Here is a 25501-nt window from a genome sequence, read left to right on the forward strand (position 1 = left end):
ATGATGGGCCGCTGCAACCCCATCGGCATGTGGATAAGCTCTTGATAAGCTTGATTCCCATGCCATTTTTTCTCTCAACTGTCCACAAAAAAAATACAACATGCCCGAGGGAAATAACCCAGAAACTTCGATGGATGCCGGCCAAGCTTTGTGGCAGGCTTGTGTGGACGAGTTGTCCCGAGAGCTGCCTGAGCAGCAGTTCAATACCTGGATCAAACCGCTCACCGCGCAGATGTCGGAAGACCAATTGCGGATGACCCTGTTCGTCGCCAACCGGTTCAAACTCGATTGGATTCGTGCCCAGTATGCGGGACGTTTGGCGGCTTTGCTGGAAAGCCTTCAAGGCCATTCTGTTCAAATCGAGTTAGTGCTCACTCCTCGTGATGCCGGCATCAGGCCTGTGCGTCAGTCCACACCATCGTCGATGGAAAACGGACCGGAACCCATCGATTTGCCCGAGGAACCGGCGGCCAACACCTTCCGCAGTCGACTCAACACTGCGCTGACCTTTGACAACCTGGTCGAAGGCACCGCCAACCGCATGGCGCGTGCGGCGGCCATGCATGTGTCGGGCTCGCCGGGGCACCTCTACAACCCCTTGTTCATCTACGGCGGGGTCGGTTTGGGCAAGACCCACCTCATGCACGCCATCGGTAACAAACTGCTGGCTGACCGACCCGAAGCCAAGGTTTTGTACATCCACGCCGAACAGTTTGTTTCGGATGTGGTTAAAGCCTACCAGCGCAAGACTTTTGATGAGTTCAAGCACCACTACCACTCGCTCGATCTGCTGCTGATCGACGATGTGCAGTTCTTTGCCAACAAAGACCGCACACAAGAAGAATTCTTCAATGCTTTTGAGGCGCTGCTGGCCAAAAAATCGCACATTGTGATGACCAGTGACACCTACCCCAAGGGCCTGGCCGACATCCACGAGCGTTTGGTCTCGCGTTTTGACTCTGGTTTGACGGTGGCCATGGAGCCGCCGGAGCTGGAAATGCGCGTGGCGATCCTGATCAACAAAGCCATCAGCGAAGGCAGCGAAATGCCCGAGGAAGTGGCGTTTTTTGTGGCCAAAAACGTGCGCTCCAACGTGCGTGAGCTCGAAGGTGCCCTGCGCAAAATTCTGGCCTATTCGCGCTTTAACCAGAAAGAAATTTCCATCCAGCTGGCCCGCGATGCCCTGCGTGACTTGCTGTCGATTCAAAACCGCCAGATCAGCGTCGAAAACATCCAGAAAACGGTGGCCGATTATTACAAGATCAAAGTCGCCGACATGTACAGCAAAAAGCGCCCGGCCAGCATTGCCCGCCCGCGCCAAATTGCCATGTATTTGGCCAAAGAAATGACCCAAAAGAGCCTGCCCGAGATCGGCGAGCTGTTTGGCGGACGCGATCACACCACCGTCTTGCACGCTGTGCGCAAAATCAATGCCGAACGCCAGCAAATGACCGAGTTGAACCAGCAGCTGCACGTGCTGGAGCAAACGCTCAAAGGGTGAGCCACAGTGAACTGCCGTTGGTGTGCTGATTTAAGTGATTTGACCCCCCATTGGGCCGTTTTGCGGCCAAAAAACAGCGAAAATGGATGCTGTTATGACAATGCGTCCAGTTTCGAGCTGCAGCGCAAATAACCATCAAAGGTAGACAAATGATCGTCCTGAAGGCCACCCAAGACAAATTGCTGTCGGTTCTGCAATCCGTGTCCGGCATTGTCGAGCGCCGCCACACCCTGCCGGTGCTGGCCAATGTGTTGATCCGCAAAACGGGCCACGCCGTGCAGCTGACCACCAGCGACCTCGAAATCCAGATCCGCACCACCGCCGAGATGGACGGTGACGCCGGTGACTTCACCACGACCGTGGGTGCCCGCAAACTCATCGATATTCTGCGCACCATGCCCGCTGACCAAACCGTCAGCCTCGAATCGTCGCAAGCCAAATTGATCCTCAAGGGCGGCAAATCCAAGTTCACCTTGCAGACTTTGCCCGCAGAAGACTTTCCGCTGGTGCAAGAAGCCGCCAGCTTTGGCCCCGTGTTCAGCGTGCCGCAAAAAACCCTCAAGCATTTGCTGGGGCAAGTCTCTTTTGCCATGGCTGTGCACGACATCCGTTACTACCTCAACGGCATCTTGTTTGTGGCCGAGGGCAAACGCCTGAGCTTGGTGGCCACCGATGGCCACCGCCTGGCTTTCACTGCCGCCACGCTCGACGTGGAAGTGCCGACCAAACAAGAGGTCATCTTGCCGCGCAAAACCGTGCTGGAGCTGCAGCGCTTGCTGTCGGATGCCGACGGCGCGATCGAGATGCAGTTTGCCAACAACCAGGCCAAGTTCAGCTTTGACGGCATGGAGTTCGTGACCAAACTGGTCGAGGGCAAGTTCCCCGACTACAACCGCGTGATCCCCAAGGGCCACAGCAACAACCTGACACTGGGCCGCCAAGCCCTGCTGTCGTGCTTGCAGCGCACCGCCATCCTGACCAGCGACAAGTTCAAGGGCGTGCGCCTGAACTTGGAGCCTGGCAGCTTGCGCGTGGCTTCCACCAACGCCGAGCAAGAAGAAGCCGTGGACGAACTCGACATCGATTACGGTGGCGACAGCATCGAAATCGGCTTCAACGTCACCTACATCATCGACGTGCTCAGCAACATGGGCCAAGACATGGTCCGCATCGATCTGGCCGACGCCAACAGCTCGGCGCTGATCACGATTCCTGAGAACGACAACTTCAAATACGTGGTGATGCCGATGCGCATTTAAGGCGAAAGCCCTCAAGGCCCACCCTATCGAAACCCGCGAACCCTCGCGGGTTTCGGCCATTCAAGCGACAGAGAAAATTGAACATGACCGACGACATCAAGCCCAGCGAAGACGCTTTCACCACCGCGCAACCTAAGATCGACGCCCACCAAGCGGGCGCATCCGAAGGCTACGGTGAAGGCTCCATCCAGATCCTGGAAGGCCTGGAGGCCGTGCGCAAACGCCCCGGCATGTACATCGGCGACACATCCGACGGCACGGGCCTGCACCACCTGGTGTTTGAGGTCGTGGACAACTCGATCGACGAAGCGCTGGCTGGACACTGCGACGACATCGTCGTCACCATCCACTCTGACAACTCGATTTCCGTGACCGACAACGGCCGTGGCATCCCCACCGGGGTGAAGATGGACGACAAGCACGAGCCCAAGCGCAGCGCCTCAGAAATCGCCTTGACTGAACTGCACGCAGGCGGCAAGTTCAACCAAAACAGCTACAAAGTCTCGGGCGGTTTGCACGGTGTGGGCGTGTCGTGCGTGAACGCCCTGAGCAAGTGGCTGCGCCTGACGGTGCGCCGCGAAGGCAAAGTGCACCAGATCGACTTTGCCAAAGGCTTTGTGCAAAACCGCTTGCTCGACACCGTGGATGGCGTTGAAGTCTCGCCCATGCGCGTCACGGGCGCCACCGACAAGCGCGGCACCGAAGTGCACTTCCTGCCCGACACCGAAATCTTCACGCAGAACACCGATTTCCATTACGAGATTTTGGCCAAGCGTTTGCGCGAGTTGTCCTTCCTCAACAACGGCGTGCGCATTCGCCTCAAAGACGAGCGCAGCGGCAAAGAAGACGACTTCTCTGGCGCAGGTGGTGTCAAAGGCTTTGTGGACTTCATCAACGCCAACAAAAAAGTGTTGCACCCCAACGCCTTCCATGCCAACGGTGAGCGCCCAGCCGACAGCTATGGCGGCATCCCCGGCACCAGCATCGGTGTGGAGGTGGCCATGCAGTGGAACGACGGCTACAACGAAAACGTGCTGTGCTTCACCAACAACATCCCGCAGCGTGACGGCGGCACCCACCTGACCGGCCTGCGTGCCGCGATGACCCGGGTGATTGCCAAGTACATCGAGAAAAACGAAATTGCCAAGAAGCAAAAAGTCGAAGTCAGCGGCGACGACATGCGCGAAGGCCTGTGCTGCGTCTTGAGCGTGAAAGTGCCCGAGCCCAAGTTCTCTAGCCAGACCAAAGACAAGCTGGTGTCGAGTGAAGTGCGTGCCCCGGTGGAAGACATCGTGGCCAAAGCCTTGACCGACTTTTTGGAAGAGCGTCCCAACGACGCCAAGATCATCTGCGGCAAGATTGTGGAAGCTGCCCGCGCCCGCGAAGCGGCCCGCAAAGCCCGCGAAATGACACGCCGCAAAGGCGTGCTCGACGGCATGGGCCTGCCCGGCAAACTGGCCGACTGCCAAGAAAAAGACCCGGCCCTGTGCGAAATCTACATCGTCGAGGGTGACTCCGCCGGCGGCTCGGCCAAGCAAGGCCGCGACCGTAAATTCCAGGCCATCTTGCCTCTGCGCGGCAAGATTTTGAACGTCGAAAAAGCCCGCTACGAGAAGCTGCTCACCAGCAACGAAATCGTCACGCTCATCACCGCCTTGGGCACCGGCATTGGCAAAGCCAGCGCCGAATCCGGCAAGAGCGGCACCGACGACTTCAATGTCGACAAACTGCGCTACCACCGCATCATCATCATGACCGACGCCGATGTGGACGGCGCGCACATCCGCACCCTGCTGCTGACCTTCTTCTACCGCCAGATGCCCGACTTGGTCGAGCGTGGCCACATCTACATCGCCCAGCCACCACTCTACAAAGTCAAGGCTGGCAAAGAAGAGCTGTACCTCAAAGACGGCCCGGCGCTTGACGGCTTCTTGCTGCGCATCGCGCTCAAAGACGCCAGCATCAGCACGGGCGGCGCTGCGCCGCAAGAGCTCACAGGCGAGACGCTGGAAGCGCTCGCCCGCAAGCACCAAGTGGCTGAGCACGTCATTGCCCGTCTGTCCAACTTCATGGACGCCGAAGCCCTGCGCGCCATGGCCGACGGCGTGTCACTCAACCTGGATGGCATGGAACAAGCCGCTGCGTGCGCCCCCGCTCTGCAAGCCAAGCTGCGCGAACTCAACACCACCGGCATCCCGGCCGAAGTAACGGCCGAGTTCGACGTGCGCACCGACAAACCCATCCTGCGCATCAGCCGCCGCCACCACGGCAACATCAAGAGCAGCATCATCACGCAAGACTTTGTGCACGGCGCTGACTACGGCGCTCTGGCCGAAGCGGCCGAGACCTTCCGTGGTTTGCTGGGCGAAGGTGCTAAAGCCACACGCGGTGAAGGCGAGCGCCAGAAAGAAGAAAAAGTGAGCGACTTCCGCCAAGCCATGCATTGGCTCATCAGCGAAGCCGAACGCACCACCAGCCGCCAGCGCTACAAAGGCTTGGGCGAGATGAACCCCGCCCAGCTGTGGGAAACCACCATGGACCCGACTGTGCGCCGCCTGCTGCGCGTGCAGATCGACGACGCCATCGAAGCCGACCGCGTGTTCACCATGCTCATGGGCGACGAGGTGGAGCCGCGCCGCCACTTCATCGAGAGCAACGCGCTGCGTGCGGGGAACATTGATATCTAAGACTTATTGGATCCGAATCCGTAAATTTGAAAAAACTGATAGGAATCAAGTACTTACAATCACACCGCTGAAGTAGACACCATCAAGGGCCTCAGAGTCCGGTGCGCTTCGGCCATCTCATCTAGCCTGGGGAGGCTTTGAGCCATGTATTTGATGTATGTGGATGAAAGTGGCGATATTGGCCTCACTGGCTCGCCAACGCGCTATTTCGTATTGACGGGCCTTGTTCTGCATGAACTTCGATGGCGCCAAACTCTGGATGAGCTGATTGCCTTTCGCAGAGAGCAAAAAACCGATTTCGGTCTCAAGCTGCGAGAAGAGATCCATGCAAGCCCCATGCTTTCCAAACCAGGTGGTTTGGTGCGTATCCCCAAGCATCAGCGGCTTGAAATACTCCGCCGCTGTGCAGACAAGCTTGCCAGCATGCTCGATCTGAGCCTCATTTGTGTAGTGGTCGATAAAGCTAACAAACCAGCCAACTACGATGTTTTTGAGTCTGCATGGAAAGCGTTGATCCAGCGGTTTGAAAATACGCTGGCGCATAGGAATTTTCCGGGGCCGAGAAACCCGGACGATATGGGCATGCTTTTCTCGGACCGATCGGATGAAAAGAAACTCAACGCTCTGCTCCGACGCATGCGAGCGTTCAATCCTGTACCCAGTCAGCAATCGTCAGGTTATCGCAACCTGCAAATCAGAACCATCATCGAAGACCCGAACTACCGGGATTCCAGCCACTCGTATTTCATTCAATCGGTGGATGTCACGGCCTTTTTGCTCTATCAACACTTGGCGCCATCGGCCTATATGAAAAAGAAATCCGGCCAGAATTATTTTGGTCGTCTAGCCCCCATTGTGTGTAAACACGCATCGCCCAGAGACCCATTGCATATCGTGCGGCTATAAAAAAGGGGCCCTTGCGGGCCCCGGTGGAATCCTAATGACCAGACGAGCCGGGGTTCAGATCCGGCAAGCATCATACCCTCCGGATACCATCTTGGCAATACAGAGTGCTTGAGCAGAGGTGAGCTCCCCGCGAGCAATTGTCATTGAGCTGGGTGGCTTAGGTGAAGGCTTGTTCAATCAAGAGGGCTTGAGCCCACCACCGCATCAAGCCCAAACACAATGCTCATGGGCCTGCTGCCCTGGTGCGAGGGGTAGCGCACCCGGCCGTTGTGCGTGAAGGGAGCGGCCTTGCCAGCGGCCAGCTTGGAGTCGCGCACAAAGAGATGGATGTCGATGCCTAAAGCGGCGTGGCGGATGATTTCGTCGCCGCGTTTGCTGGTCGGGTCGGTGGCGTTCTGGCTTTGCCAGTGAAAGTGCGTGTCATCGATCCAGTGGTCCATGTAGTTGTGCTCGTCAGCCCGGCCTTGTTAGTTGAGTGTTACCAGCAAGATGTGCGCCTTTTTCTGGGCCAGCACCAAATGGCCAACTGAGAACATTTCGTTCCTAACTCAGGTGGTTGAGCATCAAGCTGGCATCCTGAATCATCATCAATCCGTTTAAGATCATCTCAATTTAAAAATAAGTACTTTAGGTAACGCGTGCAATATTCCAATCGTTCCTTCTATTCGGCACACATCAAGCAATTTGTGACATCAGACCCCAACTTGGTGCTGGGTGTCTTGACTGAGAACAGTGGTTTTTCCATCGAGACAACCCAGCGCGATGCATGGCGTTCACAGATACAAATTCTTCAGAAAGAACTGAAACCGTTCACAGGCCGCGGCACCGTTTTCTTTGAGTTCATCGTGCCGCGGTTGGGTAAACGCATCGATGTGTTGGTGTTGATCGACCACGCCATTTTTGTTATCGAGTTCAAGGTGGGTGAAGCGCTTTTCAACCGTGCTGCGGTGGATCAGGTTTGGGACTACGCGCTCGACCTCAAAAACTTCCACGAGACCAGTCACCACTGCGTGATCGCACCCATCTTGATCGCCACGCAAACACAAGGCACACGCGGTCAGATCGTCACCAGTCACCACAACGACGGTGTGCTTTTGCCGATCAACACATCCCCCGCCTTCTTGGCCGCCACCATCGAAGAGGTGTTGGCCTTTTCGTCGGGCGCCCATCTGGACGCCTCTGCTTGGGCCAACGGTCGTTACCGTCCCACCCCCACCATCATCGAAGCGGCGTCTGCGCTTTACGGCAACCACTCGGTGGCCGAACTCTCGCGCAACGATGCGGGTGAAAAGAACTTGGCGCAAACCTCGGTTGCCATTGCGCAGCTGATCCAAGACTCAAAACAACGGAAGCAAAAGGCCATCTGTTTTGTGACGGGTGTTCCCGGTGCGGGCAAAACCTTGGTGGGCTTGGACATCGCCACCAAGCACATGGACGCTGAGAGCGATTTGCACAGCGTGTACCTATCGGGCAATGGCCCTTTGGTGGCCATTCTGCGTGAAGCCTTGGTTCGGGACGAGGTGGCACGAAAAAAAGCCGTGGGACAAAAGTTGCGCAAAGGCGAAGCCAGAAAAGCCGTTGAAGCCTTCATTCAAAACGTTCACCATTTCCGCGATGCGTATTTATCGGACGAGCGGCCGCCAGTGGACCACGTGGTGATCTTTGATGAAGCGCAGCGCGCTTGGACGCTGGAACAAACCACCCAGTTTATGGCCCGCAAAAAGGGCTACCCAGACTTCAACCGCTCCGAGCCCGACTTCTTGATTTCTTGTCTTGACCGTCACCCCGACTGGGCGGTGGTCGTGTGTTTGGTGGGCGGTGGTCAAGAGATCAATACGGGTGAGGCGGGCATTGGCGAGTGGCTCAAGGCCATTCACGAGCACTACCCCGATTGGGAGGTGCACATCTCGCCGCACCTTCAAGACTCAGAGTACGGTGCAAACGGAGCGCTGACGCAGCTGAAGTCGCGGGACAACGTTCACCACAACGATGATCTGCATTTGTCGGTGTCCATGCGCTCCTTCCGCGCAGAGCATGTGTCCACCTTCGTGAAGCACTTGTTGGACCGTCGTACCGATTTGGCCCAAGCCATGTTCCAAGACGTTCAGGCGCGCTACCCAATCGTGGTGACCCGGGATTTGGACAAGGCCAAGCGCTGGTTGCGCGAAAAAGCTCGGGGCAGCGAGCGCTTCGGCATGGTGGTTTCTTCGCAAGCCGTTCGCCTGCGCCCACACGCCATCGACGTTCGTTCACCCATGGACCCCATCCATTGGTTTTTGGACGACCGCGATGACGTTCGGTCTTCTTTTTATTTGGAAGACGTTGCCACCGAGTTTCATGTTCAAGGTTTAGAGCTCGACTGGGCTTGTGTGGTCTGGGATGCCGACTTGCGCTTTGGCGAAGCCGAATGGGAATACCGTTCGTTTGTGGGCAACAAATGGCAAAAAATACACCTGGCGCATCGCCAGATGTATTTGAAGAATGCCTATCGGGTCTTGCTCACCCGCGCTCGGCAAGGCATGGTGATCGTGATCCCCCCCGGCGATCCCGAGGATCCCACCAGAGATCCGGCTTTTTACGACCCTATTTTTGGTTATTTGACCTCTCTTGGAATTCAAGTTATCTAACGAGTTCATGGACTGCACTCGCCGCTAAATGGTTCCTTGAGTTTGGCTTGCCTTCGCAAATCGTTGGGGCGGGTGTTTTGCCGGAAGGTGTCGGGTGGCCTGAAGCATTCTTCGGGCGTCACCATGTAGACGGTCCAATCGCCGTACAGCTTGCCGTCAAAGCAGAGCAGGTCACCGTTGATGGCCAAGTCCATGAGCGTGTCGTGGGTGCCTGTGAACAGTTGGGCATCTGTGGGGCTGACGAATTCCACATTCACCGAGCAGGCGTAGGTGGTGTGAAAGTACCTGAGCGGCCCAATGGCCGGGCCATCAAAGCCCCAGCCGTTCATGACTTGGTTGGGCGTGTCGCGGCCATGAAACAAGCCCAGATACAAGCCGGGCTTGCTGGGGCGAACGCCATAAACAGGCGTGGTGCTTGGGTTGGTTGCGGGGTGCATGTTGCCTCCATGTGGGTGAGGCAATCAGCTTAAGAAATTGGTGCGGCTTGGTGTACCAGGGCTTTGCCTGGGTGCGGTGGGTTGTTCATTAGCTCGGTGGTTGACGGCTAGAACCACGGCCCGTTTGACCTTGTTGGCATAACATGCCAACCCTTTTCCAAGAAGGCGCCCTCCCATGCCCACCCGAAATGTCGTGCTGACTGATCACCAAGCTGCGCTGGTCGAGCAGCTGGTCCAAAGTGGCCGCTGTCAAAATGCCATTGAGGTCCTGCGCGAGGGGCTGCGCATGGTGGAGCAGCGAGAAGCCGAGGACGCTTACCGACTTGCGGCTTTGCGAAAAGCAGCTCAAGAAGCCATTGCCGGTATTGACGCGGGGCGTTTCAAGACTTTTGAATCCAAGCAAGGCTTGCGCGATCACCTGCAGGGCATGGCTGCCAAGGTGCGCACTGACCAATGACGTCGGTATGGACAGTTCGGTTGGCAGAAAACGCCGCCATTTGGTGGTTTTCAAGGTGGCGGGGGGGGGCAAGCCATCGATGTCATCCGTTTGCTTCATGACAGCATGGATTTGACCCATGCATTTGCCGGATTGAATGGCGGCTGTTGATAGTGGGTGACGATCAATCCAGCCCATCCACCGCCATCACCCCCCGCAGTCCCACCCCAAAACTCTGAAACCCTTGCGCGTCCCATTGGGCGCTGCTGTCAATGCAGTCGTGTTGGTGGCCGTGCACCGTCATGCGCACGCCCATGCGGCGGGCCAGTGAGTCCAGCGCTTTGAAGCCGTGCTCGTGGTAGCCGGGCGCTTCGTGGGTGATGAGGATGTCGGCTTGCTGGCTGGCCAGTTGTTCCACCTCGTCGGGGTAGATGCTGGACCAGTGTTTCAGCTGCACGCCGTTTTGCCAGCGGTCTTGGCGCGGCGTCACGCGTGCGTGCGCTTCGCGGCTTCGAAACTTGGGCTTTTGTGCGTCTTTGGGGTACCACACCGCACCGCGAAACACGCCGCCCAGCCCGGCGATGCGCGTGCCGCAGGGCAGCGTGACAACGCGGCCGTGCAGTTGCCGCTCGCTCACCTCTGGGTGCCACACGTTGCCAAAGTTGTCCGCATGGTCGGTGTCGTGGTTGCCGTGGATGAACCAGACCCGCTCCCAAATGGCTTCCAGCTCGGTGTGCAGCGGCCGGGCCGGCTCCAGATCACCCAGCAGGATGACGGCGCGGGCGTGGGTTTGCAAGGCGGCATCGATGATGTGCTGCCATTGGCCGTGGGGGTCGCCGCAGAAGAGGATGGGGCCGGTCATGTGTGCGCAGCTTGGGGGCGGTCAGTGTTGCACTGTTCAGACGTTGATCAAGTCCAGTTTTCAAGCTGCAGACCCGCGACGTGCACAAAGGCTTTGTCGCTGCTCACCAAAGTGACTTGGGCATGCAGTGCATGGGCTGCAATTTGTGTGTCCAGCGGTGCCAAGGGTGTGCCCAGGCTTTGCAGCTGTGCGCGAACGGTGCCGTAGTTGTGGGCCACGGCAGCATCCCAAGGCAGCACTTCCACTCGGCGCAAAAACTCTGTGACAGCTGCTTTCAAGGCCACGGCCTCGGGGCGCTTGGCCAGACCCAATGACAATTCGCCCGCCGTGATGGCCGAGAGGCAAACGGTGTGCATGGGCACAGCCAGCAAGCGCTGGATGACTTGCGGGTGTCGTTTGATGATGTGGCTGACGGTGTTGGTGTCCAGCATGTAGCGCGGTGACATGGGCGTGCTCGCTGGTCAGTGATTGAGTGAAGGGGGCATGTCTTCAAATGGGTCTCGCTCCGGGGCTGGCGTGTGGCCTTGTGCTTGGCGTTCCTCGCTGCCCAAGAAGTCATCTGGCACTTGGGCGGCCAGAGCGGCGGTTAAAAAACCCTGCCAGTCTTCGGGCCGCCGCGACAAGATCACGTCGCCCGTGGCGGGGTCTTGTCGGATGAAGACTTCTTGGGTGTCAAACCGAAATGCGGCTGGCAGGCGCACAGCTTGGCTTCGGCCGTTGGCAAAAAGTTTGGCAGTTTGTGACATGGAGGCCTCCTTGGGTTTTGGTATATATCAAAGTATATGACGAATTTTGATTGTGCGCTACCTAAGGGGTACATCCAACGCCATGCCCACCCGCAGCCCCTCCTAAAAATTCAAAAAGCCTTCTGCGTCAGAGTGGGCGCTGCTGGCCGGGCTGTCGGATAAGCTTGAACAGTTACCCCGAATGCTTTCCGCTGTGCCACCCATGACCCCCATCGCCATCATCGACTTCGAAACCACGGGCATCTCGCCCAACATGGGCGACCGCGCCACCGAAGTGGCCATTGTCATGCTCGAAGGCGGGCAGGTGGTGGACCGCTACCAAAGCCTGATGAACGCCGGGTTGCGGGTGAATTCTTTCATCACCCAGCTCACGGGCATCACCAACGAGATGGTGCAGGCCGCACCCCCAGCCGAGCAGGTGATGCGCGAGGCGGCCCGCTTTGTGGGCGGGCGGCCCATGGTGGCGCACAACGCGGCCTTTGATAAAAAGTTTTGGCAGGCCGAGCTGGCCCGTTGCGGAGAAGATGCGTCGCACCCTTTTGCCTGCACGGTGCTGCTGTCGCGCCGCCTGTACCCGCAAGCGCCCAACCACAAGCTGGGCACGCTGGCGGCGCTGCACCATTTGCCGTCGTCAGGCCGCGCCCACCGTGCGCTGGCCGATGCCGAGATGGCCGCGCATTTGCTGGCGCAGATGCAGCACGACCTGAAAACCCGCTTCGGCTGCCAGCAGCCCGACCACGCCTTGCTGATGGGCCTGCAACGCACCAGCCGCCACATGGTGGGGCCGTATTTGAAGCACCGTGCGCAGGGTTGAACGACCCTCACCCTCTCCCTTAACCTCACCCTCCCATTCTCCGCAAACCCAGCGGCAGCTCCGTCTTGTCGTGCACTTGCTGGAGCGCAGCTCATGGGCGTGGGTTTTTGGGCTTCAAACACAATTTCTCAGGTTCGCGCAGCACCAAACCCGCGTCCACCATCTCGGCCAAAGCGCGGTAGAGGGCTTCGTGGCTCACGCCCAGCTCGGCGGCCAGCGATTTGTAGCCCGCGGTCACGGCGCAGCAGCCGCCCTTGCCTTCGGTCTCTAGCCAGTGCAGCACCCGCGCTTGCACACCCTTGAGGTTCAGGCGTTCGCATTGCAAGCGCAAGCGGCGCACCTCTTGGTTGAGCATGGCGATCCAGCGCAGGGCAAAGGCCGGGTCATCGGTGAGGGCTTGCAAGAGTGCGGGCACGGGCACGCGGGTGATGTGGGCATCGAGCACCACCACGGCATCGCAGTGGTAGCGCGGCGACTGCAGGCTGGCCTCGCTCACAAAGCCTTGGTGCGTGCGCTGCAGCACCACACTGCTGCCGTTGGCCGTCGCTCGCTCGAGCACGACTTGGCCTGCATGGACCCAAAACAGATAGCGTGGCTGTTGGCCTGTCGTGAACAGTTTTTCACCTTTGCGCAGCGGCAGCGCCTCGCATTCGGCCAAGACGGCCGGGGGCAAGAGGTCGATCAATCGCTGGTCGGGTTTTGGGGTGTTCATGTGATTGAAATCATATGAGAAAGCGCCGCCACGCCGCATACTGCCCGCATGAAAACCCCATTCTTTGCCTTTGGCCAAACCTTGCCCGAATACGCCGTGCCCGTGTTCAACGAACGTGCGGTGCGCGCCAGCGCCGGAATTCTGTTTCTGTTCGCTTTTGCGTCGTTCGCGCAAGCCTTGCTGCAGGGTGAATTCCGTTCCACGCAGGTGTTTGTGGTGGCTTTTGTGATCGAGTTCGGCATTCGCCTTTTCGTTAACCCGCGTTGGGCCCCGGCCATGATCATGGGCCAGTGGGTCGTGCGCGGCCAAGAGCCCGAGTACGTGGGCGCGCCGCAAAAGCGTTTTGCCTGGGGCATCGGCTTGGCGCTGGGCCTGTGGATGCTGTATTTGCTGGTGATCGAACGCAGCATTGGGCCGCTCAACATGCTGGTGTGTGGCACCTGTTTGTTGCTGATGTTTTTTGAAACCGCGTTCGGCATTTGCATCGGCTGCAAGCTGCACAACTGGCTTCGCCCCGAGCAAGCCCAGCTGTGCCCCGGCGGCACCTGCCGCTACACACCGCCCGCTGGCGCGGGCGGTCATTGGGGCCAAGCCTTGGTGCTGGTGGGTTTTGTGGCGGTGATGGTGGCGGTGGCGGGCTGGGTCACGCAAGCCCCTGCATTGCGCGGCATGCACCACCCGGCGATGCACGGCACACCGAGCCAGCCCACAGGCAGCGAAGAAGCGCGCTGCCGTGTGCCCGAATTCGCCAAGGCCATGGGCCACGAGACCATTTGGAAACAACACAACGGCTGTCTTTGAAAGGACCCCACCATGACCACACTCATCTTTGACGTCGAGAACATCAAATGCGGCGGCTGCGAAAACTCTATCCGCAAAGGCCTGATCAGCATCGCGGGCGTGAATGAGGTGCTGATCGACCGCGAGCAGCAACGCATCACGCTCTTGGCCAACGAGGCCGAGCGCAGCGCCATCGCCGACAAACTGCGCAGCATGGGCTACCCCGAGCAAGGCTCGGTGTCAGGCATTCAGTCGGGCTTGGCGCAGGCCAAGTCGATGGTGAGCTGCGCGATCGGCAAGGTCAGCGCTTAAATCCGTGCAAGTCTGGTTCGACGAAGCTTTGCTGACAGGCTTGCTGCGCACCCGTTCAATTTCATCCCAAACCGAGCGGCAGTGCCGCCCGAGATGCACCGCTTCAGCGCCGTCCTGTTGTGAACTGAATGCTCAACGCGGCGCACGGAGTGTCACGCTCAAGCCCCCTTCGGGGCGGTTGGCCAGCACCAAGCTGCCGCCCAACGCCGACATGAGGTTGAGTGCGATCGACAAGCCCAAGCCCGTGCCGCCGGTTTGTCGGTTGCGCGAGCTTTCCTGGCGCACAAACGGTTGCAACACCGTTTCCAAATCGGACGCCGGCAAGCCCGGCCCCTCATCGGTCACCACGATGCGCCAGTGCTCGGGTTGACGGGGGTCTTGGCAGGACAAACTCACCACTGCGCGGTGGCCGTAGGTGATGGCGTTGTGTACCACATTGCCCAGCACCCGACGCAACGCGGCCACATCGGTGTGGACCAAGCAGTCCTGGTCGGTGCCTTGCAGTTGCACTGCCCAGCCCAGGTCTTCCCATTCACTGAGTTGGGTTTGCAAGAGTTGGTTCAAATGAACCGGTTGACGCTGGGGTTGAGCGTGCCAACTCCGGGCCAGCGCCAGGCCGTCGTGCACCAGGTCTTGCATTTCACTCAGGTCCGCTTGCATGCGCAGGCGCAGCGAATCGTCACTGACCCATTCGGTTTTGAGGCGCAAGCGCGTCAAGGGCGTTTGCAAATCGTGTGCGATGGCGGCGAGGACCTGCGTTTGCTGGGCCATGTGCCGTTGCAACTGGGTTTGCATGTGGTTAAAGGCCTGTGCGGCTTGGCGCACTTCGGTGGGGCCGCTGTCGGGCAGCGCAGCGCGGTTGGGGTGGGCGGCCAAATCCAAAGCGGCTTGGGTCATGCGTTTGAGGGGGCGTGTGGCGTAAATGACCGCCAGCCAAGTCAACAGTGCCAAGCCCACAATCACCGTCAGCGCCACCAAGGCCCAAGGTGTTCGCCCGCCCCAGCCGGGCTGGCCCATGGCCTCGTGCGAGGGGGGAGCGCTGGGTAATCTGGCATAAACCTGTGCCCCATCGGCCAACAACAGAGACACCCAAGTCTGTTCGTGAGCGGGCCTGGCGCGGTGCTCTTGGCCCTCCTTGTCGTGGTCATGGGGGCGCACAGGCGGCAGGTGCCGCACGCGCGGTTGGCGTGACTCCAATTCTTCTTCCAAGTATTTTGCGAGGGCGCGAACGTGGGGCGGCAGTGGTGTTTCGTTCGGTGTCCATGCTGCTGGCGGTTCAAGACGCCAACGTGCTCGGCCTTTGACTTGGTCTTGCATCCACAGGGCGCGTTGGTCTGGGCTTAAGGTGTCGAGCCAGTCGGCCGATGCCGCTAACTCTTGAGCCAGTCGGGCATGCTGTATCACTTGGCCGCGCACCATGCGCTCATCCAGCGCCAGCCAGGCTGCAGCGGCCAGCACCAAAGCCAGGCCCATCAGCCACACCCACAACAAGCGTGCAAACAGGCTTTGTGGCCAGATTTTTTGGAACACAGCGTTCATTCGCCTTGTACCTCGGTGGCCAGCACATAGCCCTCGCTGCGCACGGTCTTGATCAGGCCCAAGGCGCGCGCAGGTTCACCCAAGCGCAAACGCAGGCGGCTGATGAGCAAATCAATGGAGCGGTCAAACGCATCTGCCGTTCGGCCTTGGGTGAGTTCGAGCAATTGGTCGCGCGAGAGCACCTTGTTGGCATGCTGGAGCAAGACGAGCAAAACGCGGTATTCGCCCGAAGTCAGCACCAACAACACGCCATCGGGATTGCGCACCTGACGCGTCACCGCATCCAGTGTGTAGCCCGAAAATCGCCAAAACAGCGTGCCCGTGGCGCTTTGCAAATTGCCCGGCAAGGCACGCGAGCGGCGCAGGATGGCACGGATGCGGGCCAACAATTCCCGCGGTGCAAACGGTTTGCCCAGGTAATCATCGGCCCCCATCTCGAGGCCCAAGATGCGGTCAGCATCCTCGGTACGGGCTGTGAGCATGAGGATGGGCAAAGCCGCGTGGGGGCTGCCTTGGGCGCGCAAGTCCCGGCAAATGGTCAGGCCGTCTTCGCCCGGCATCATCACATCGAGCACCAACAGATCCACTCGCTGCGACTGCAGGGCATGCCGCATTTCACGGCCATTGGCTGCGGTGCTGCACTGAACACCGTTTTGCTGAAGGTATTGCGCGGTCAATTGGCGAATTTCAGGGTCGTCATCGACCATCAAAACGCGGTCAGGGGAGGAGGTCATGCCGGCATGATACGGTGGCCGCCCGGTTTTTTTGTATCAGAACATGTCTGCAGTCTGCTCAGACACAAGCGCATGCAAAACACTGGGCTTCAGACACGATTTTTTGACGCGACCATCGTTCAATACACCCATCTGACACCCGTCAGAGACCGCCCAGAGCGGGTTTACACTTTCAAGGAGTCTGAAATGAACCAACGAGTGATTTGGATGTTGTCGGCGGCACTGCTCAGCGGGGCCAGCATGACGGCCATCGCTGCCCAACACGGCATGAACATGCACCCTGCACATCGCAGTGGCGCAGCGCACCAACGCGGTCATGGTGCAGAGGCCCAATTGGCCAAACTGGAGAGCGCTTTGAAATTGGAGGATGCGCAGCGCCCCGCCTGGAACGCTTTTGTCAAAGACATCCAAGAATTGGCACGGGCCCGTGAAAAGCAGCATGAGGGCATGCGCGAAGCCATGCATTCATCGAAAGACACCCAAGCCGTGGGGGCGATCGAGCGCATGGACGCCATGAGCCAACGGCTGCAGAACCACCAAGCGCACTTGAGCCAAATGAAACAAGCCACACAAACCTTGTTGGCCCGGCTCAACCCGGCGCAGCAATCGGTGTTCAACGCTGAATGGGTGAACTGGATGGGGCGCGAGGGCCGTCCACAGCGTGGCCACTCGGGTCACCAAGACCATCGCGAGTCGCGCAAAGGTTAATGTTGTGGGCTGGGCGCCCGCACCACACCCGCATAGGCTTGGCGCGTTTCGGGGCTCACGGCTTCGAGTGCCTGCTCGTAGCGGGTTTGGTGTTGGGCCACCATGCGGGCTGAGGCAATGGTTTTGGATTTGCAAAACCAGTGGCAGCTGTGTTGCATCAAAAACATCTCGCCCATCATGCGAAATGAGCGCTCTTTGGGCGCCAAACCGTGCAGGTTGCTGACGGTACGCTCAATGCCTTGGGCGTGCACCTCGAGCAAGCGGCGCATGTCGAAGGTGAATTGGGGAGAAAGTTGGTCGATGTACGGAATCGCCAGCTTGAAGCCACGGGTGGCGGGAGCGCTGAGCTTGGCAAATTCCCGCGCCAGGTTGCGGAACTCGTGCGCCAGTTGCTGTTCGGCTTGTTCTTGCAGTTGCAGAATTTGCTGTTGCCGTTCGGGATCGGTCTCACCCAGCGCCCGCATGTAGGCACTGGTGAGTTGTTCCATGTGTTTTTCAATCTGGTAGGGGCGCAATTGCTCGGCCAGCAAGGCGGTGCGTTGGCGCTGCCCACGGGTGTTGAGCCAGTGGATGCCTGTGGCCAATAAAAACAGCAGACTGAGAAATTCCATAAATCCAGTGGGTCATGGCCGAGATGGCCGTTGCGGCAAGTGTAGTGAGTTGGTGCGGGCAAGCCCAATTGGAGAGTTGACTCTAAAGTGCGGGTTTTCCCTTGCTTGTGTTTCGGCATGCTGTTCAAATTGCTGCATTGCAACAAAACCTCTTCAAGGAAAAACCATGAACTTCAACGCCGATCAATTCGCCGCCGCTCAACAAGCCAACCTGTCTGCCGCTGCGGACCTGTCGCAAACCGCATTTGCCGGTTTTGAGCGTTTGGTTGAGCTGAACATGGCTGCTGGCAAAGCCGCTGTGGGCGAGTCTTTCGCCAACATGCAAGCCCTGATGGGTGCCAAGTCCCCTCAAGACCTGATGGCTGTGCAAGCCGCTTTGGTGCAGCCCGCCTTCGAAAAATCGGTGTCTTACGGCCGTCACTTGGCTGACATCGCCAACAGCACCAGCGCCGTGTTCACCAAAGCGGCCGAAGGCAAAATGGCCGAGTCCGAGCAAGCGGTCAAAAGCTTGGTTGAGAACAGCCTGAAAAATGCACCAGCAGGCTCTGACGCCGCTGTCGCCGCGATCAAAACGGCTTTTGAAGCCGGCCAAACAGCCGCTGAAACCCTGAAAAAAGTGGCCAAGCAAGCTGCCGAGACCGCTGAGTCCAACATCAAGGCGGCCACTGCCCAAGCCGAAGCTTCGGTCAAGTCCGCCATGTCCAAGGCCAAAGCCAAGGCTTGATTTGGGCCTTTGCTAGCGGGTCCTGAACAGGGCCCGCTTTCTACAATCAGGGTGTCTTCGGACACCCTTTTTGTTTTGGATCGCACCCATGTCATCAGCCTTTGCGCAAGCGTCAGTCCCCATTTTGCAGATCGAGGGGGGCGTGGCCTCCATCACTTTGAACCGCCCGGCCCAGCGCAATCGCTTGGAAAACGGCGACCTCAAGGCCTTGCTGGACCACTTTGAAGCCATTGAGCACCACCCGGACGTGCGTGTGCTGGTGTTGACCGCGAATACAGCGGGGCAGCCCAAGCCTGTTTTTTGTGCGGGCTACGACATCGGCGGGTTTGACGAACCGGGCCATGGCGCCACTTTCTTTGAAGCGATCCCCGATACCTTGGCCAAGTTGCGCCCCGTGACGATTTGCGCCCTCAACGGCAGCGTGTACGGCGGCGCCACCGATGTGGTGTTGGCCTGCGACTTGCGCATCGCTTTGCAGGGCATCGAATGGCGCATGCCCGCCACCGCTTTGGGCTTGCATTACTACCCCAGTGGTTTGCAGCGTTATGTGAGTCGCTTTGGCTTGGCGGCGGCCAAACGGGCATTTTTGACGGCGCGGCCATTCACGGCCCAGCAACTGGATGCACTGGGCTTGTTCGAGGCCCTGGTGGAGCCGGTGGAATGGGCGCAGACGCAGCAAGCTCTGTTACAAGACGTCCTGGCCTTGGCGCCCTTGGCCGTGCAAGCCACCAAAAAATCCTTGAATGAGATCGCGGCCGGCACGCAAGACGAAAGCCTGCTGCGTGCACGCGAAAACCTGAGCAGCCTCAGTGCCGACTTTGCGGAGGGGCGTGCCGCGTTTGCGCAGCGGCGTCGGCCTATTTTTGTGGGACGCTGACCGGGGTCTATCAAGAATTTGCACTTCGAGCCGACTCTTCTCAGTCATGCAGCCACATTCTCTTTACCGCCGTGCCTTGAAAACCTTGGGTTGGGCCACCCTGATGCCCTGCGCGCTGACCTTTGTGGGTTGGGCCCAAGCGGGCCAATACCGTTTGATGGCCGACCAGTCCAATGCGGTGGTGGTGGCCGCGCGGGTGCAAAACGCGGAGCAGCTTTGCAATCTGGAAATTACCATTCAGGGCCAAGCCAGTGTGGAGCGAGAAGTGCGCGCCCCAGACTTTGAGGCCCGCATCGACATCACGCCTCAAGAGCTCGAATCCGTGGTGGTGACTTGGCGTGGCAAGTCCAAACGTGTCAGCGATGACATCGTCAACGCCTGCCCTACACAGGGGCGCACGCAGTTTGGGGTGGTTTATGACAACGTGGCCTTGCGTGCCTCGTGGCTTCGTGCTTTCGCTGCCATGGGGCCCGCCAAGGCCGAATGTGTGCGCACGGCACTGCAGCTGGGGCAGGTGCGCTACGAGTGGTTTGATGTGAACGACCATCAATCCAGCCCGGAGGACTTGAAAATTCAGCGAGCCATGGGCCAGTGCGATGCCTTCTTGGCCCAGAAAAAAGCGTGGGGCGACGACAACCCCAAGAATTTCGCCTGTGTGCTGTCCGGTGTGAAGACCCGGTGCGAGGGTTTTTACAGTGCCACCGAGAACGGCAAAACCCGCCCCATCACGGCCGAGGAGGCCATTCGCCGCCAACTGGCCAAACAAGCCTGGGGTACTGGGGTGAGAGAAACCGCGGGCGCCAAAGCGGTCCGTCAAAAGCAGGAGCAAGCCCAGAAGGACCAACTGCTGGCCCAAGAGCAAGCCAAAGTGAAGGCGGCCGTCGAGGCGCGCGAGCGTGAAGAGCAAATCGCCCGAGAAGCCCTTGCGGCACAAGCCCGAGAGCGCAAAGCCAAGGCCGAGGCCGAGTACGCCAGGCGCATGCAGGAAATCGAACGCCTTGAGCAAGAGCGCCTGGAAAAACGCAGCTGGGTGCTCAAGCAACTGGAAAAGCTCAAGAGCGATCCCAAGGCGGATGCCCAGTCAGAGGGGAAGGGTGACGGCAAAGGCGATGCGAAGGGGGAGGCCAAGCCGGAAGAGCCCAAGCCGAAGTGAGGGCCGCAGCGCCGTAAGGGGTGGTCGCCTAAACCGGCCCAGAATGTGAACGCCCCGCCGACCACGCCGTGCCCATGGATGCGGTCATGACCATGGCAATCGCCAGCCCCTGAAAAAGCGTCAAGTTTTCGGCCAGCACCCACCACCCGGCCAAGGCGCCCACAGCGGGCTCCAAGCTGAGCAAAATACTGAAGGTGTTTTTGGGCAGGTGCCTGAGCGCGAACATTTCCAGTGCATAGGGAACAGCGCTCGACAGCAGCGCCACGGCCAAGCCGGCGACCAACCATTGTGGGTCCAGCAAGGTGCTGCCGGCCTGTGCCACGCCAATGGGCGCCACCACCAAGGCTGCGGCCAACATGCCCATCGGCGTGGCCATGCTGCCGTAGCGCTGGGCCACACGTTGGCCAAACACGATGTATAGCGCCCAGCAAACACCCGCCGCCAATGCGAAAGCCATGCCGCGCGGGTCAAGCGCTGCAGCAGCGTCTGCGCCAGGCAGGGGCAACAGCAAGCCCAGGCCCAAAGCGGCCAACGCCACCCACAGCCAGTCACTGGCTTTTTTCGAAGTCCAGACCGCCACCGCCAGCGGCCCGGTGAACTCGATGGCGATCGCCACACCAAAGGGGATGGTCTTGATGGCGCTGTAAAACAACAGGTTCATGATGCCCAGCGTCACGCCATACAGACCCAGCGGCAGCGCGTCGGACCACGCCCAGCGGCGACGCCAGGGGCGAAACACCGCCATCAGCATCACGGTGGCAAAGACCAGCCGGTAAGCGGTGGTGCCCTCAGGCCCCAAGGCGGGGAAAAGACTCTTGGCAAAAGAGGTGCCGATCGCCAGAGAAATCAAGCTGCTCATCAAGGCCAGCATGGCCCACAAACGCAGGTTCAAATGGCACCTCTTTCTGTGACGTCCAGCACGATGGGGTGTCCGTGTGGCGTGCGCTCGGCGGCGTCGGCCCAGGCCTGTTCGAGGTCATGGATTTCGTTGTGCGTGCCCAGCTGCTGCTCGATCACCAAGTGCTCCAGCGCATGGAGCCAGTGGGTGTAATAAAGGCTGCCGTCATTGGCTTCGCCGCGCGTTTGGCCCGCACGGATCTCGCGCGTCAGGGCTTCGGCCCACTGCGGCCAGGTGAAGACGCCTTGTTCGTGCAGATGCAAGGTCATGGCAAAGGCGTGGGCCTGCCAGGGTTCTTCAAAAACGGTGCCGTTGTTGGCCGCGGGGGGCATGGGGAAGCCGTCGCCACAAGCTTGGGCCAGGTCGTTCAGGGTGGTGGTCATGCAGCAACAGCCTCCAAATAAGACTCCCAGGCGTCCACGCTCACTTGGTGCCCGGCTTCGGCTTGCGGGCCCCACAGCTCGGTGCCGTCAAAAACGACGGTGTAGAGGTGCTCGGCCGTGCCGTCAAAAGGCGGCAACATTTGGCTCACATGCCGATCGGGCAAAACGTGGCTGCCGTGGTGCAGCACCACAGTGCCGATGTGTCCTCGCACATAGCGTGGCAGGCGGGTGTGGCCTAGGGGGTTCAGGTTCAGGGCCCGCACGCGTTGACCCACGGCAAAGCGTGGCGCTTGCGTGCTGGGTCGGTCGGTCGGGCTGCCTTTGGCCAGTGCGGCGTCCACGTCAGCGGCTTGGAGCACCCGCACGCCCGCCATGGGCGGCGTGATGGGCTGGCCCAGCGCCAGCTCTTCGGCGGTGATCAAGCCGCGCTCGATCAACAGGTTTTGCAGAGCTTGCGTCCAGATGGCGTAGTAAGGGCCTTTGACATAGTCCAGCGGAGGCAGGGATTCGCGGGCCGAGCGGGCCAAGTCGATGTTCCACAGGCCACTGGCGCCCATGGCCACGGTCACGCCCAGTGCCCGGCGCTCCCAATCGCCATGAAACAGCGGCTCGTTGGCCTCGATCTGAACAGGGCCGTAGCCTTGCAGGCCGCCCATGTCGTGCACGCCGTTCATGGGGTCACCTGTGGTTTCAATGCAGGATTGACGGGCAGGCCGGTGCCAATCATGGCGTCGCGGGTGACCAGTTGGGCCAATTGTTCTTCGGTCCAGCCCTCGGTGCCTGCGGGGCGCTCGGGCAAGACCAGGTAACGCACTTCGGCGGTGGAATCCCAGACGCGGATGTTTTGCCCTTCAGGCAGAGTGACGCCGAAATCGGCCAGCACCGCACGCGGCTCGATCACGGCGCGGGAGCGGTAGGCGGCACTTTTGTACCAAACCGGGGGCAGGCCCAGCACCGGCCAGGGATAGCAGCTGCACAAGGTGCAGACCACCATGTTGTGGGTGTCCGGCGTGTTGGGCACGGCCACCATGTGCTCGCCTTGGCGCCCGGTGTAGTCCATCGAGGCGATGGCGGCGGTGGCGTCCCGCAGCAGCCAGTCCCGAAAAGTCGGGTCTGTCCAGGCGCGTGCCACCACTTTGGCGCCGTTGTGGGGACCGACGTGCACCTCGTAGGTTTCGATGATGCGGTCGACAGCGGCGGGATCCAGATACCCTTTTTGCATCAGCAATGTTTCCAGGGCGCGTACCCGCAAGTCCATCTCGCCCAAAGTGCTGTGCGCAGGGTCGTGCGGGTGCTCATGGTCATGGGCATGAGTCGGTGCAGATTCAGCGTGCATGGCGCATCCTTTTGGGGGCAGGCCCTGTGGGCTCAAGGGTGGATCGTGGGGGTGCGGTCAGTTGGGCGCGCGGTCAGTTGGGGGCGCCAACCTCTCTTGGAAAAGGCTTTCGAAAGAGATCATAGCGCCGCATACAATGGCGGCTTCGTTCGCGCGGCGCAGATTTTTTGCCCCGATAAACCCAGATTGATCCCCTTCAGTGGAGTTTCCATGTTCATTTCTTCCGCTTTTGCCCAAACCGCTCCTGCCGCTGCAGCAGGGGGCGACATGCAGTCCACCCTGATGAGCATGCTGCCTTTGTTGCTGATGTTTGCGGTTTTGTACTTCGTGATGATTCGTCCTCAGATGAAAAAGCAGAAAGAGCACCGCGCCATGATCGACGCTTTGGCCAAGGGCGACGAGGTCGTGACGGCCGGTGGTTTCTTAGGCAAAGTCAGCAAGCTGGGTGAAGCTTATGTGGGCGTGGAGTTGGCCTCCGGCGTGGAAGTGCAGATGCAGCGCAGCGCAGTGGTGCAAGTGTTGCCCAAAGGCACCATCAAGTAATTGGTCGGTTTTTCACCCTGCACGCGAGTCAATATGAACCGTTACCCGGTATGGAAGTACGCGATCCTCGTGATCGCCATGTTGCTGGGCGTGGTCTACACCCTGCCCAACTTTTTTGGTGAAGCCCCTGCGGTGCAGGTGTCTTCGAGCAAGGCGACCATCAAGGTGGACACTTCGACGCTGCAGAAGGTGGAGGACGCACTGAAAGCGGGTGCCTTGAATCCCCAATTGGTGTCCTTGGAGGGCAACTCGGTCAGAGCCCGCTTTCAAAGCACCGATGAGCAACTGAAAGCCAAAGATGCGATCCAAAAAGCCCTGACACCCGAGGGCGCAGACCCTCAGTTTGTGGTGGCACTCAATTTGGTCTCGCGCTCACCCGCTTGGTTAACCGCTTTGCACGCGTCGCCCATGTATTTGGGTTTGGATCTGCGCGGTGGCGTGCATTTCATGCTGCAAGTGGACATGCAAGCGGCGTTGACGCAAAAGGTCGAATCCATCACGGGAGACCTGCGCAGCTTGCTGCGCGAGAAAGACGTGCGCCACGGCGGTATCAGCCGCAATGGACAAAGCATTGAGGTTCGCTTGCGCGATGCCAAACAGCTCGAGGCCGCCAAACGCGTGTTGTCTGAGCAGTTTGCCGACTTGCAATCGCAAGAGGCCGCCGACGGCAGCGAGTTCCGCCTCACCGCCAGCATCAAACCCGAAGCCGCACGCCGTGTGCAAGAGCAGGCTTTGAAGCAGAACATCACCACGCTGCACAACCGGATCAACGAGCTGGGCGTGGCCGAGCCGGTGATCCAGCAGCAGGGCCTGGACCGCATCGTGGTGCAGTTGCCCGGTGTGCAGGACACGGCCAAAGCCAAAGACATTTTGGGCCGCACCGCCACCCTCGAGGTGCGCATGGTCGATGAGAGCACCGAAGCGCGCGCCGCAGAGCAGGCCGGTGGCATCGTGCCGTTTGGCGCCGAACGCTACCTGGAACGCGACGGCCGCCCCTTGATCGTCAAGAAACAGGTCGTGCTCACGGGCGACAACCTGACGGACGCCCAGCCGGGTTTTGACGGCCAGACGCAGGAACCCGTGGTCAACCTGACCCTGGACGCCAAGGGCGCCCGCATCTTCAAGGACGTGACGCGCGACAACGTGGGCAAGCGCATGGCCATCATCTTGTTCGAAAAGGGCAAGGGCGAAGTGGTGACAGCCCCCGTGATCCGCGCCGAAATTGGGGGAGGACGCGTGCAGATTTCTGGCCGCATGACGACTGCCGAGGCCAACGACACCGCGCTGCTGCTGCGTGCCGGCTCGCTGGCTGCGCCCATGGAGATCATCGAAGAGCGCACCATTGGCCCGAGCCTGGGCGCTGAGAACATTGCCAAAGGCTTCAACAGCGTGACCTGGGGTTTCCTGGTGATCGTGGCCTTCATGGTCATTTATTACGCGGTGTTCGGTTTGTTCTCCGGCATCGCGCTGGGCGTGAACCTGTTGTTCTTGGTGGCCATTTTGTCGATGTTGCAGGCGACCCTGACGCTGCCGGGCATGGCCGCGATGGCGCTGGCTTTGGGCATGGCGATTGACTCGAACGTGCTGATCAACGAGCGCGTGCGTGAAGAGCTGCGCAACGGGGTCAGCCCCCAAGCGGCCATCCACGCCGGTTACGACCGGGCTTGGGCCACGATTTTTGACTCCAACATCACGACCTTGATCGCGGGCGTGGCCTTGCTGGCCTTTGGCTCCGGCCCGGTGCGCGGCTTCGCTGTGGTGCACTGCATTGGCATCTTGACCAGCATGTTCTCGGCGGTGTTCTTCTCACGCGGCTTGGTCAACCTCTGGTACGGCGGCAAGAAAAAACTCAAATCGGTATCGATCGGCACCGTGTGGCGGCCCGAGTCGGGCGCTGCGGTGAAAGCCGATTAAGG

At 59.7% G+C, this 25501-nt stretch carries 27 protein-coding genes and 1 pseudogene; 15 read left to right on the forward strand and 13 right to left on the reverse strand.

Annotation, left to right across the window (positions count from 1 at the left end):
• Positions 1-100: 100 nt before the first annotated feature.
• The 4 genes from dnaA to ACHEXK_RS00020 all read left to right on the forward strand — a co-directional run bounded on the left by dnaA (position 101) and on the right by ACHEXK_RS00020 (position 6353).
• Positions 101-1501 (forward strand): chromosomal replication initiator protein DnaA, encoded by a 1401-nt coding sequence (gene dnaA, locus ACHEXK_RS00005; RefSeq protein ID WP_416547223.1) that lies wholly within the window; start codon positions 101-103, stop codon positions 1499-1501.
• 149 nt (positions 1502-1650) lie between these two features.
• A complete protein-coding gene (gene dnaN / locus ACHEXK_RS00010; protein WP_416547224.1) occupies positions 1651-2760 on the forward strand; it encodes a DNA polymerase III subunit beta in 1110 nt (369 codons plus the stop codon).
• An 83-nt stretch (positions 2761-2843) separates the two neighbouring features.
• Positions 2844-5447 carry a DNA topoisomerase (ATP-hydrolyzing) subunit B gene (gyrB, locus tag ACHEXK_RS00015; protein ID WP_416547225.1) on the forward strand — a complete coding sequence of 868 codons (2604 nt, stop codon included), beginning with the start codon at positions 2844-2846 and terminating at the stop codon, positions 5445-5447.
• 144 nt (positions 5448-5591) lie between these two features.
• A complete protein-coding gene (locus ACHEXK_RS00020; protein WP_416547226.1) occupies positions 5592-6353 on the forward strand; it encodes a DUF3800 domain-containing protein in 762 nt (253 codons plus the stop codon).
• 173 nt (positions 6354-6526) lie between these two features.
• On the opposite strand, the pseudogene ACHEXK_RS00025 reads toward ACHEXK_RS00020, so the two are convergent.
• Positions 6527-6796 (reverse strand): annotated as a pseudogene (locus ACHEXK_RS00025) (DUF3427 domain-containing protein); the annotation flags it as partial.
• Positions 6797-7039: 243 nt separating this feature from the next.
• On the opposite strand from ACHEXK_RS00025, the gene ACHEXK_RS00030 reads away from it, so the two are divergent.
• On the forward strand, positions 7040-8980 hold the full coding sequence (locus tag ACHEXK_RS00030) for a DUF2075 domain-containing protein (protein ID WP_416547227.1): 1941 nt from the start codon (positions 7040-7042) through the stop codon (positions 8978-8980).
• 5 nt (positions 8981-8985) lie between these two features.
• Here the strand turns inward: ACHEXK_RS00030 and ACHEXK_RS00035 are convergent, their stop codons facing one another.
• The gene (locus ACHEXK_RS00035; protein ID WP_416547228.1) at positions 8986-9417 is read right to left on the reverse strand and encodes a hypothetical protein; all 432 of its coding nucleotides are present in this window, start codon (positions 9415-9417) and stop codon (positions 8986-8988) included.
• A 175-nt stretch (positions 9418-9592) separates the two neighbouring features.
• Between ACHEXK_RS00035 and ACHEXK_RS00040 the strand changes: the two genes are divergently transcribed.
• The gene (locus tag ACHEXK_RS00040; protein ID WP_416547229.1) at positions 9593-9874 is read left to right on the forward strand and encodes a type II toxin-antitoxin system ParD family antitoxin; all 282 of its coding nucleotides are present in this window, start codon (positions 9593-9595) and stop codon (positions 9872-9874) included.
• A gap of 163 nt (positions 9875-10037) precedes the next feature.
• Here ACHEXK_RS00040 and ACHEXK_RS00045 read toward each other — a convergent pair whose 3' ends face one another.
• From ACHEXK_RS00045 to ACHEXK_RS00055, 3 genes are read right to left on the reverse strand one after another with little or no spacing between them, the layout of a single operon-like run.
• A complete protein-coding gene (locus ACHEXK_RS00045; RefSeq protein WP_416547230.1) occupies positions 10038-10715 on the reverse strand; it encodes a metallophosphoesterase family protein in 678 nt (225 codons plus the stop codon).
• Positions 10716-10762: 47 nt separating this feature from the next.
• Positions 10763-11161, reverse strand: coding sequence for a type II toxin-antitoxin system VapC family toxin (locus tag ACHEXK_RS00050; RefSeq protein ID WP_416547231.1), 399 nt, complete (start codon positions 11159-11161; stop codon positions 10763-10765).
• A 15-nt stretch (positions 11162-11176) separates the two neighbouring features.
• Entirely contained in the window at positions 11177-11461 is a 285-nt protein-coding gene (locus ACHEXK_RS00055; RefSeq protein ID WP_416547232.1) for an antitoxin, read from the reverse strand.
• 202 nt (positions 11462-11663) lie between these two features.
• On the opposite strand from ACHEXK_RS00055, the gene ACHEXK_RS00060 reads away from it, so the two are divergent.
• Positions 11664-12275: a PolC-type DNA polymerase III gene (locus ACHEXK_RS00060; RefSeq protein WP_416547233.1), complete on the forward strand. Its 612-nt coding sequence runs from the start codon at positions 11664-11666 to the stop codon at positions 12273-12275.
• 91 nt (positions 12276-12366) lie between these two features.
• On the opposite strand, the gene ACHEXK_RS00065 is transcribed toward ACHEXK_RS00060, so the two are convergent.
• The gene (locus ACHEXK_RS00065) at positions 12367-12987 is read right to left on the reverse strand and encodes a Crp/Fnr family transcriptional regulator (protein WP_416547234.1); all 621 of its coding nucleotides are present in this window, start codon (positions 12985-12987) and stop codon (positions 12367-12369) included.
• Positions 12988-13035: 48 nt separating this feature from the next.
• Between ACHEXK_RS00065 and ACHEXK_RS00070 the strand changes: the two genes are divergently transcribed.
• Entirely contained in the window at positions 13036-13788 is a 753-nt protein-coding gene (locus ACHEXK_RS00070; protein WP_416547235.1) for a DUF4395 domain-containing protein, read from the forward strand.
• Positions 13789-13800: 12 nt separating this feature from the next.
• Positions 13801-14079 carry a heavy-metal-associated domain-containing protein gene (locus tag ACHEXK_RS00075; protein ID WP_416547236.1) on the forward strand — a complete coding sequence of 93 codons (279 nt, stop codon included), beginning with the start codon at positions 13801-13803 and terminating at the stop codon, positions 14077-14079.
• Between the two features lie 132 nt (positions 14080-14211).
• Here ACHEXK_RS00075 and ACHEXK_RS00080 read toward each other — a convergent pair whose 3' ends face one another.
• Both ACHEXK_RS00080 and ACHEXK_RS00085 read right to left on the reverse strand, forming a co-directional pair.
• A complete protein-coding gene (locus ACHEXK_RS00080) occupies positions 14212-15618 on the reverse strand; it encodes an ATP-binding protein (RefSeq protein ID WP_416547237.1) in 1407 nt (468 codons plus the stop codon).
• Positions 15615-16352: a response regulator gene (locus ACHEXK_RS00085; protein WP_416547238.1), complete on the reverse strand. Its 738-nt coding sequence runs from the start codon at positions 16350-16352 to the stop codon at positions 15615-15617. Before ACHEXK_RS00085 ends, ACHEXK_RS00080 begins: the two co-directional genes overlap by 4 nt.
• Before the next feature lie 186 nt (positions 16353-16538).
• Between ACHEXK_RS00085 and ACHEXK_RS00090 the strand changes: the two genes are divergently transcribed.
• Entirely contained in the window at positions 16539-17060 is a 522-nt protein-coding gene (locus ACHEXK_RS00090) for a Spy/CpxP family protein refolding chaperone (protein ID WP_416547239.1), read from the forward strand.
• On the opposite strand, the gene ACHEXK_RS00095 is transcribed toward ACHEXK_RS00090, so the two are convergent.
• On the reverse strand, positions 17057-17671 hold the full coding sequence (locus ACHEXK_RS00095; RefSeq protein ID WP_416547240.1) for a hypothetical protein: 615 nt from the start codon (positions 17669-17671) through the stop codon (positions 17057-17059). The genes ACHEXK_RS00090 and ACHEXK_RS00095 overlap by 4 nt on opposite strands.
• Positions 17672-17837: 166 nt before the next feature.
• On the opposite strand from ACHEXK_RS00095, the gene phaP reads away from it, so the two are divergent.
• From phaP to ACHEXK_RS00110, 3 genes are all read left to right on the forward strand, one after another.
• Positions 17838-18395 (forward strand): TIGR01841 family phasin, encoded by a 558-nt coding sequence (gene phaP / locus ACHEXK_RS00100; RefSeq protein ID WP_416547241.1) that lies wholly within the window; start codon positions 17838-17840, stop codon positions 18393-18395.
• Between the two features lie 88 nt (positions 18396-18483).
• Positions 18484-19272, forward strand: a complete 789-nt coding sequence (locus ACHEXK_RS00105) for an enoyl-CoA hydratase/isomerase family protein (RefSeq protein ID WP_416547242.1) — start codon at positions 18484-18486, stop codon at positions 19270-19272.
• 46 nt (positions 19273-19318) lie between these two features.
• The gene (locus ACHEXK_RS00110; RefSeq protein ID WP_416547243.1) at positions 19319-20425 is read left to right on the forward strand and encodes a hypothetical protein; all 1107 of its coding nucleotides are present in this window, start codon (positions 19319-19321) and stop codon (positions 20423-20425) included.
• Between the two features lie 28 nt (positions 20426-20453).
• Here the strand turns inward: ACHEXK_RS00110 and ACHEXK_RS00115 are convergent, their stop codons facing one another.
• The 4 genes from ACHEXK_RS00115 to nthA are packed head-to-tail and all read right to left on the reverse strand — an operon-like array spanning position 20454 to position 23042.
• Positions 20454-21296: an EamA family transporter gene (locus ACHEXK_RS00115; RefSeq protein WP_416548976.1), complete on the reverse strand. Its 843-nt coding sequence runs from the start codon at positions 21294-21296 to the stop codon at positions 20454-20456.
• Between the two features lie 17 nt (positions 21297-21313).
• Complete coding sequence (locus tag ACHEXK_RS00120; protein ID WP_416547244.1) at positions 21314-21706, reverse strand: nitrile hydratase accessory protein; 393 nt, start codon at positions 21704-21706, stop codon at positions 21314-21316.
• Positions 21703-22380, reverse strand: coding sequence for a nitrile hydratase subunit beta (gene nthB / locus ACHEXK_RS00125; RefSeq protein ID WP_416547245.1), 678 nt, complete (start codon positions 22378-22380; stop codon positions 21703-21705). Before nthB ends, ACHEXK_RS00120 begins: the two co-directional genes overlap by 4 nt.
• Complete coding sequence (nthA, locus tag ACHEXK_RS00130) at positions 22377-23042, reverse strand: nitrile hydratase subunit alpha (protein WP_416547246.1); 666 nt, start codon at positions 23040-23042, stop codon at positions 22377-22379. Before nthA ends, nthB begins: the two co-directional genes overlap by 4 nt.
• Positions 23043-23252: 210 nt before the next feature.
• On the opposite strand from nthA, the gene yajC reads away from it, so the two are divergent.
• Positions 23253-23585 (forward strand): preprotein translocase subunit YajC, encoded by a 333-nt coding sequence (gene yajC / locus ACHEXK_RS00135; RefSeq protein ID WP_416547247.1) that lies wholly within the window; start codon positions 23253-23255, stop codon positions 23583-23585.
• 33 nt (positions 23586-23618) lie between these two features.
• Positions 23619-25499: a protein translocase subunit SecD gene (secD, locus tag ACHEXK_RS00140; protein WP_416547248.1), complete on the forward strand. Its 1881-nt coding sequence runs from the start codon at positions 23619-23621 to the stop codon at positions 25497-25499.
• The last annotated feature ends 2 nt before the right edge of the window (positions 25500-25501 follow it).

It is taken from the genome of Limnohabitans sp. DCL3 (assembly GCF_048019295.1).
Classification (GTDB): domain Bacteria; phylum Pseudomonadota; class Gammaproteobacteria; order Burkholderiales; family Burkholderiaceae_C; genus Limnohabitans_A.

What these genes read in the sequence shown, in the direction of transcription:
- yajC (WP_416547247.1), top strand. Translation starts at nt 23,253, where the DNA reads ATGTTCATTTCTTCCGCTTTTGCCCAAACCGCTCCTGCCGCTGCAGCA.
- ACHEXK_RS00035 (WP_416547228.1), bottom strand. Translation starts at nt 9,417, where the DNA reads ATGCACCCCGCAACCAACCCAAGCACCACGCCTGTTTATGGCGTTCGC.
- ACHEXK_RS00075 (WP_416547236.1), top strand. Translation starts at nt 13,801, where the DNA reads ATGACCACACTCATCTTTGACGTCGAGAACATCAAATGCGGCGGCTGC.
- ACHEXK_RS00055 (WP_416547232.1), bottom strand. Translation starts at nt 11,461, where the DNA reads ATGTCACAAACTGCCAAACTTTTTGCCAACGGCCGAAGCCAAGCTGTG.
- ACHEXK_RS00065 (WP_416547234.1), bottom strand. Translation starts at nt 12,987, where the DNA reads ATGAACACCCCAAAACCCGACCAGCGATTGATCGACCTCTTGCCCCCG.
- ACHEXK_RS00080 (WP_416547237.1), bottom strand. Translation starts at nt 15,618, where the DNA reads ATGAACGCTGTGTTCCAAAAAATCTGGCCACAAAGCCTGTTTGCACGC.
- ACHEXK_RS00090 (WP_416547239.1), top strand. Translation starts at nt 16,539, where the DNA reads ATGAACCAACGAGTGATTTGGATGTTGTCGGCGGCACTGCTCAGCGGG.
- ACHEXK_RS00045 (WP_416547230.1), bottom strand. Translation starts at nt 10,715, where the DNA reads ATGACCGGCCCCATCCTCTTCTGCGGCGACCCCCACGGCCAATGGCAG.
- gyrB (WP_416547225.1), top strand. Translation starts at nt 2,844, where the DNA reads ATGACCGACGACATCAAGCCCAGCGAAGACGCTTTCACCACCGCGCAA.
- nthB (WP_416547245.1), bottom strand. Translation starts at nt 22,380, where the DNA reads ATGAACGGCGTGCACGACATGGGCGGCCTGCAAGGCTACGGCCCTGTT.
- ACHEXK_RS00105 (WP_416547242.1), top strand. Translation starts at nt 18,484, where the DNA reads ATGTCATCAGCCTTTGCGCAAGCGTCAGTCCCCATTTTGCAGATCGAG.
- ACHEXK_RS00095 (WP_416547240.1), bottom strand. Translation starts at nt 17,671, where the DNA reads ATGGAATTTCTCAGTCTGCTGTTTTTATTGGCCACAGGCATCCACTGG.
- ACHEXK_RS00050 (WP_416547231.1), bottom strand. Translation starts at nt 11,161, where the DNA reads ATGTCACCGCGCTACATGCTGGACACCAACACCGTCAGCCACATCATC.
- secD (WP_416547248.1), top strand. Translation starts at nt 23,619, where the DNA reads ATGAACCGTTACCCGGTATGGAAGTACGCGATCCTCGTGATCGCCATG.
- phaP (WP_416547241.1), top strand. Translation starts at nt 17,838, where the DNA reads ATGAACTTCAACGCCGATCAATTCGCCGCCGCTCAACAAGCCAACCTG.
- ACHEXK_RS00120 (WP_416547244.1), bottom strand. Translation starts at nt 21,706, where the DNA reads ATGACCACCACCCTGAACGACCTGGCCCAAGCTTGTGGCGACGGCTTC.
- dnaN (WP_416547224.1), top strand. Translation starts at nt 1,651, where the DNA reads ATGATCGTCCTGAAGGCCACCCAAGACAAATTGCTGTCGGTTCTGCAA.
- nthA (WP_416547246.1), bottom strand. Translation starts at nt 23,042, where the DNA reads ATGCACGCTGAATCTGCACCGACTCATGCCCATGACCATGAGCACCCG.
- ACHEXK_RS00110 (WP_416547243.1), top strand. Translation starts at nt 19,319, where the DNA reads ATGCAGCCACATTCTCTTTACCGCCGTGCCTTGAAAACCTTGGGTTGG.
- dnaA (WP_416547223.1), top strand. Translation starts at nt 101, where the DNA reads ATGCCCGAGGGAAATAACCCAGAAACTTCGATGGATGCCGGCCAAGCT.
- ACHEXK_RS00040 (WP_416547229.1), top strand. Translation starts at nt 9,593, where the DNA reads ATGCCCACCCGAAATGTCGTGCTGACTGATCACCAAGCTGCGCTGGTC.
- ACHEXK_RS00085 (WP_416547238.1), bottom strand. Translation starts at nt 16,352, where the DNA reads ATGACCTCCTCCCCTGACCGCGTTTTGATGGTCGATGACGACCCTGAA.
- ACHEXK_RS00070 (WP_416547235.1), top strand. Translation starts at nt 13,036, where the DNA reads ATGAAAACCCCATTCTTTGCCTTTGGCCAAACCTTGCCCGAATACGCC.
- ACHEXK_RS00020 (WP_416547226.1), top strand. Translation starts at nt 5,592, where the DNA reads ATGTATTTGATGTATGTGGATGAAAGTGGCGATATTGGCCTCACTGGC.
- ACHEXK_RS00060 (WP_416547233.1), top strand. Translation starts at nt 11,664, where the DNA reads ATGACCCCCATCGCCATCATCGACTTCGAAACCACGGGCATCTCGCCC.
- ACHEXK_RS00115 (WP_416548976.1), bottom strand. Translation starts at nt 21,296, where the DNA reads ATGCTGGCCTTGATGAGCAGCTTGATTTCTCTGGCGATCGGCACCTCT.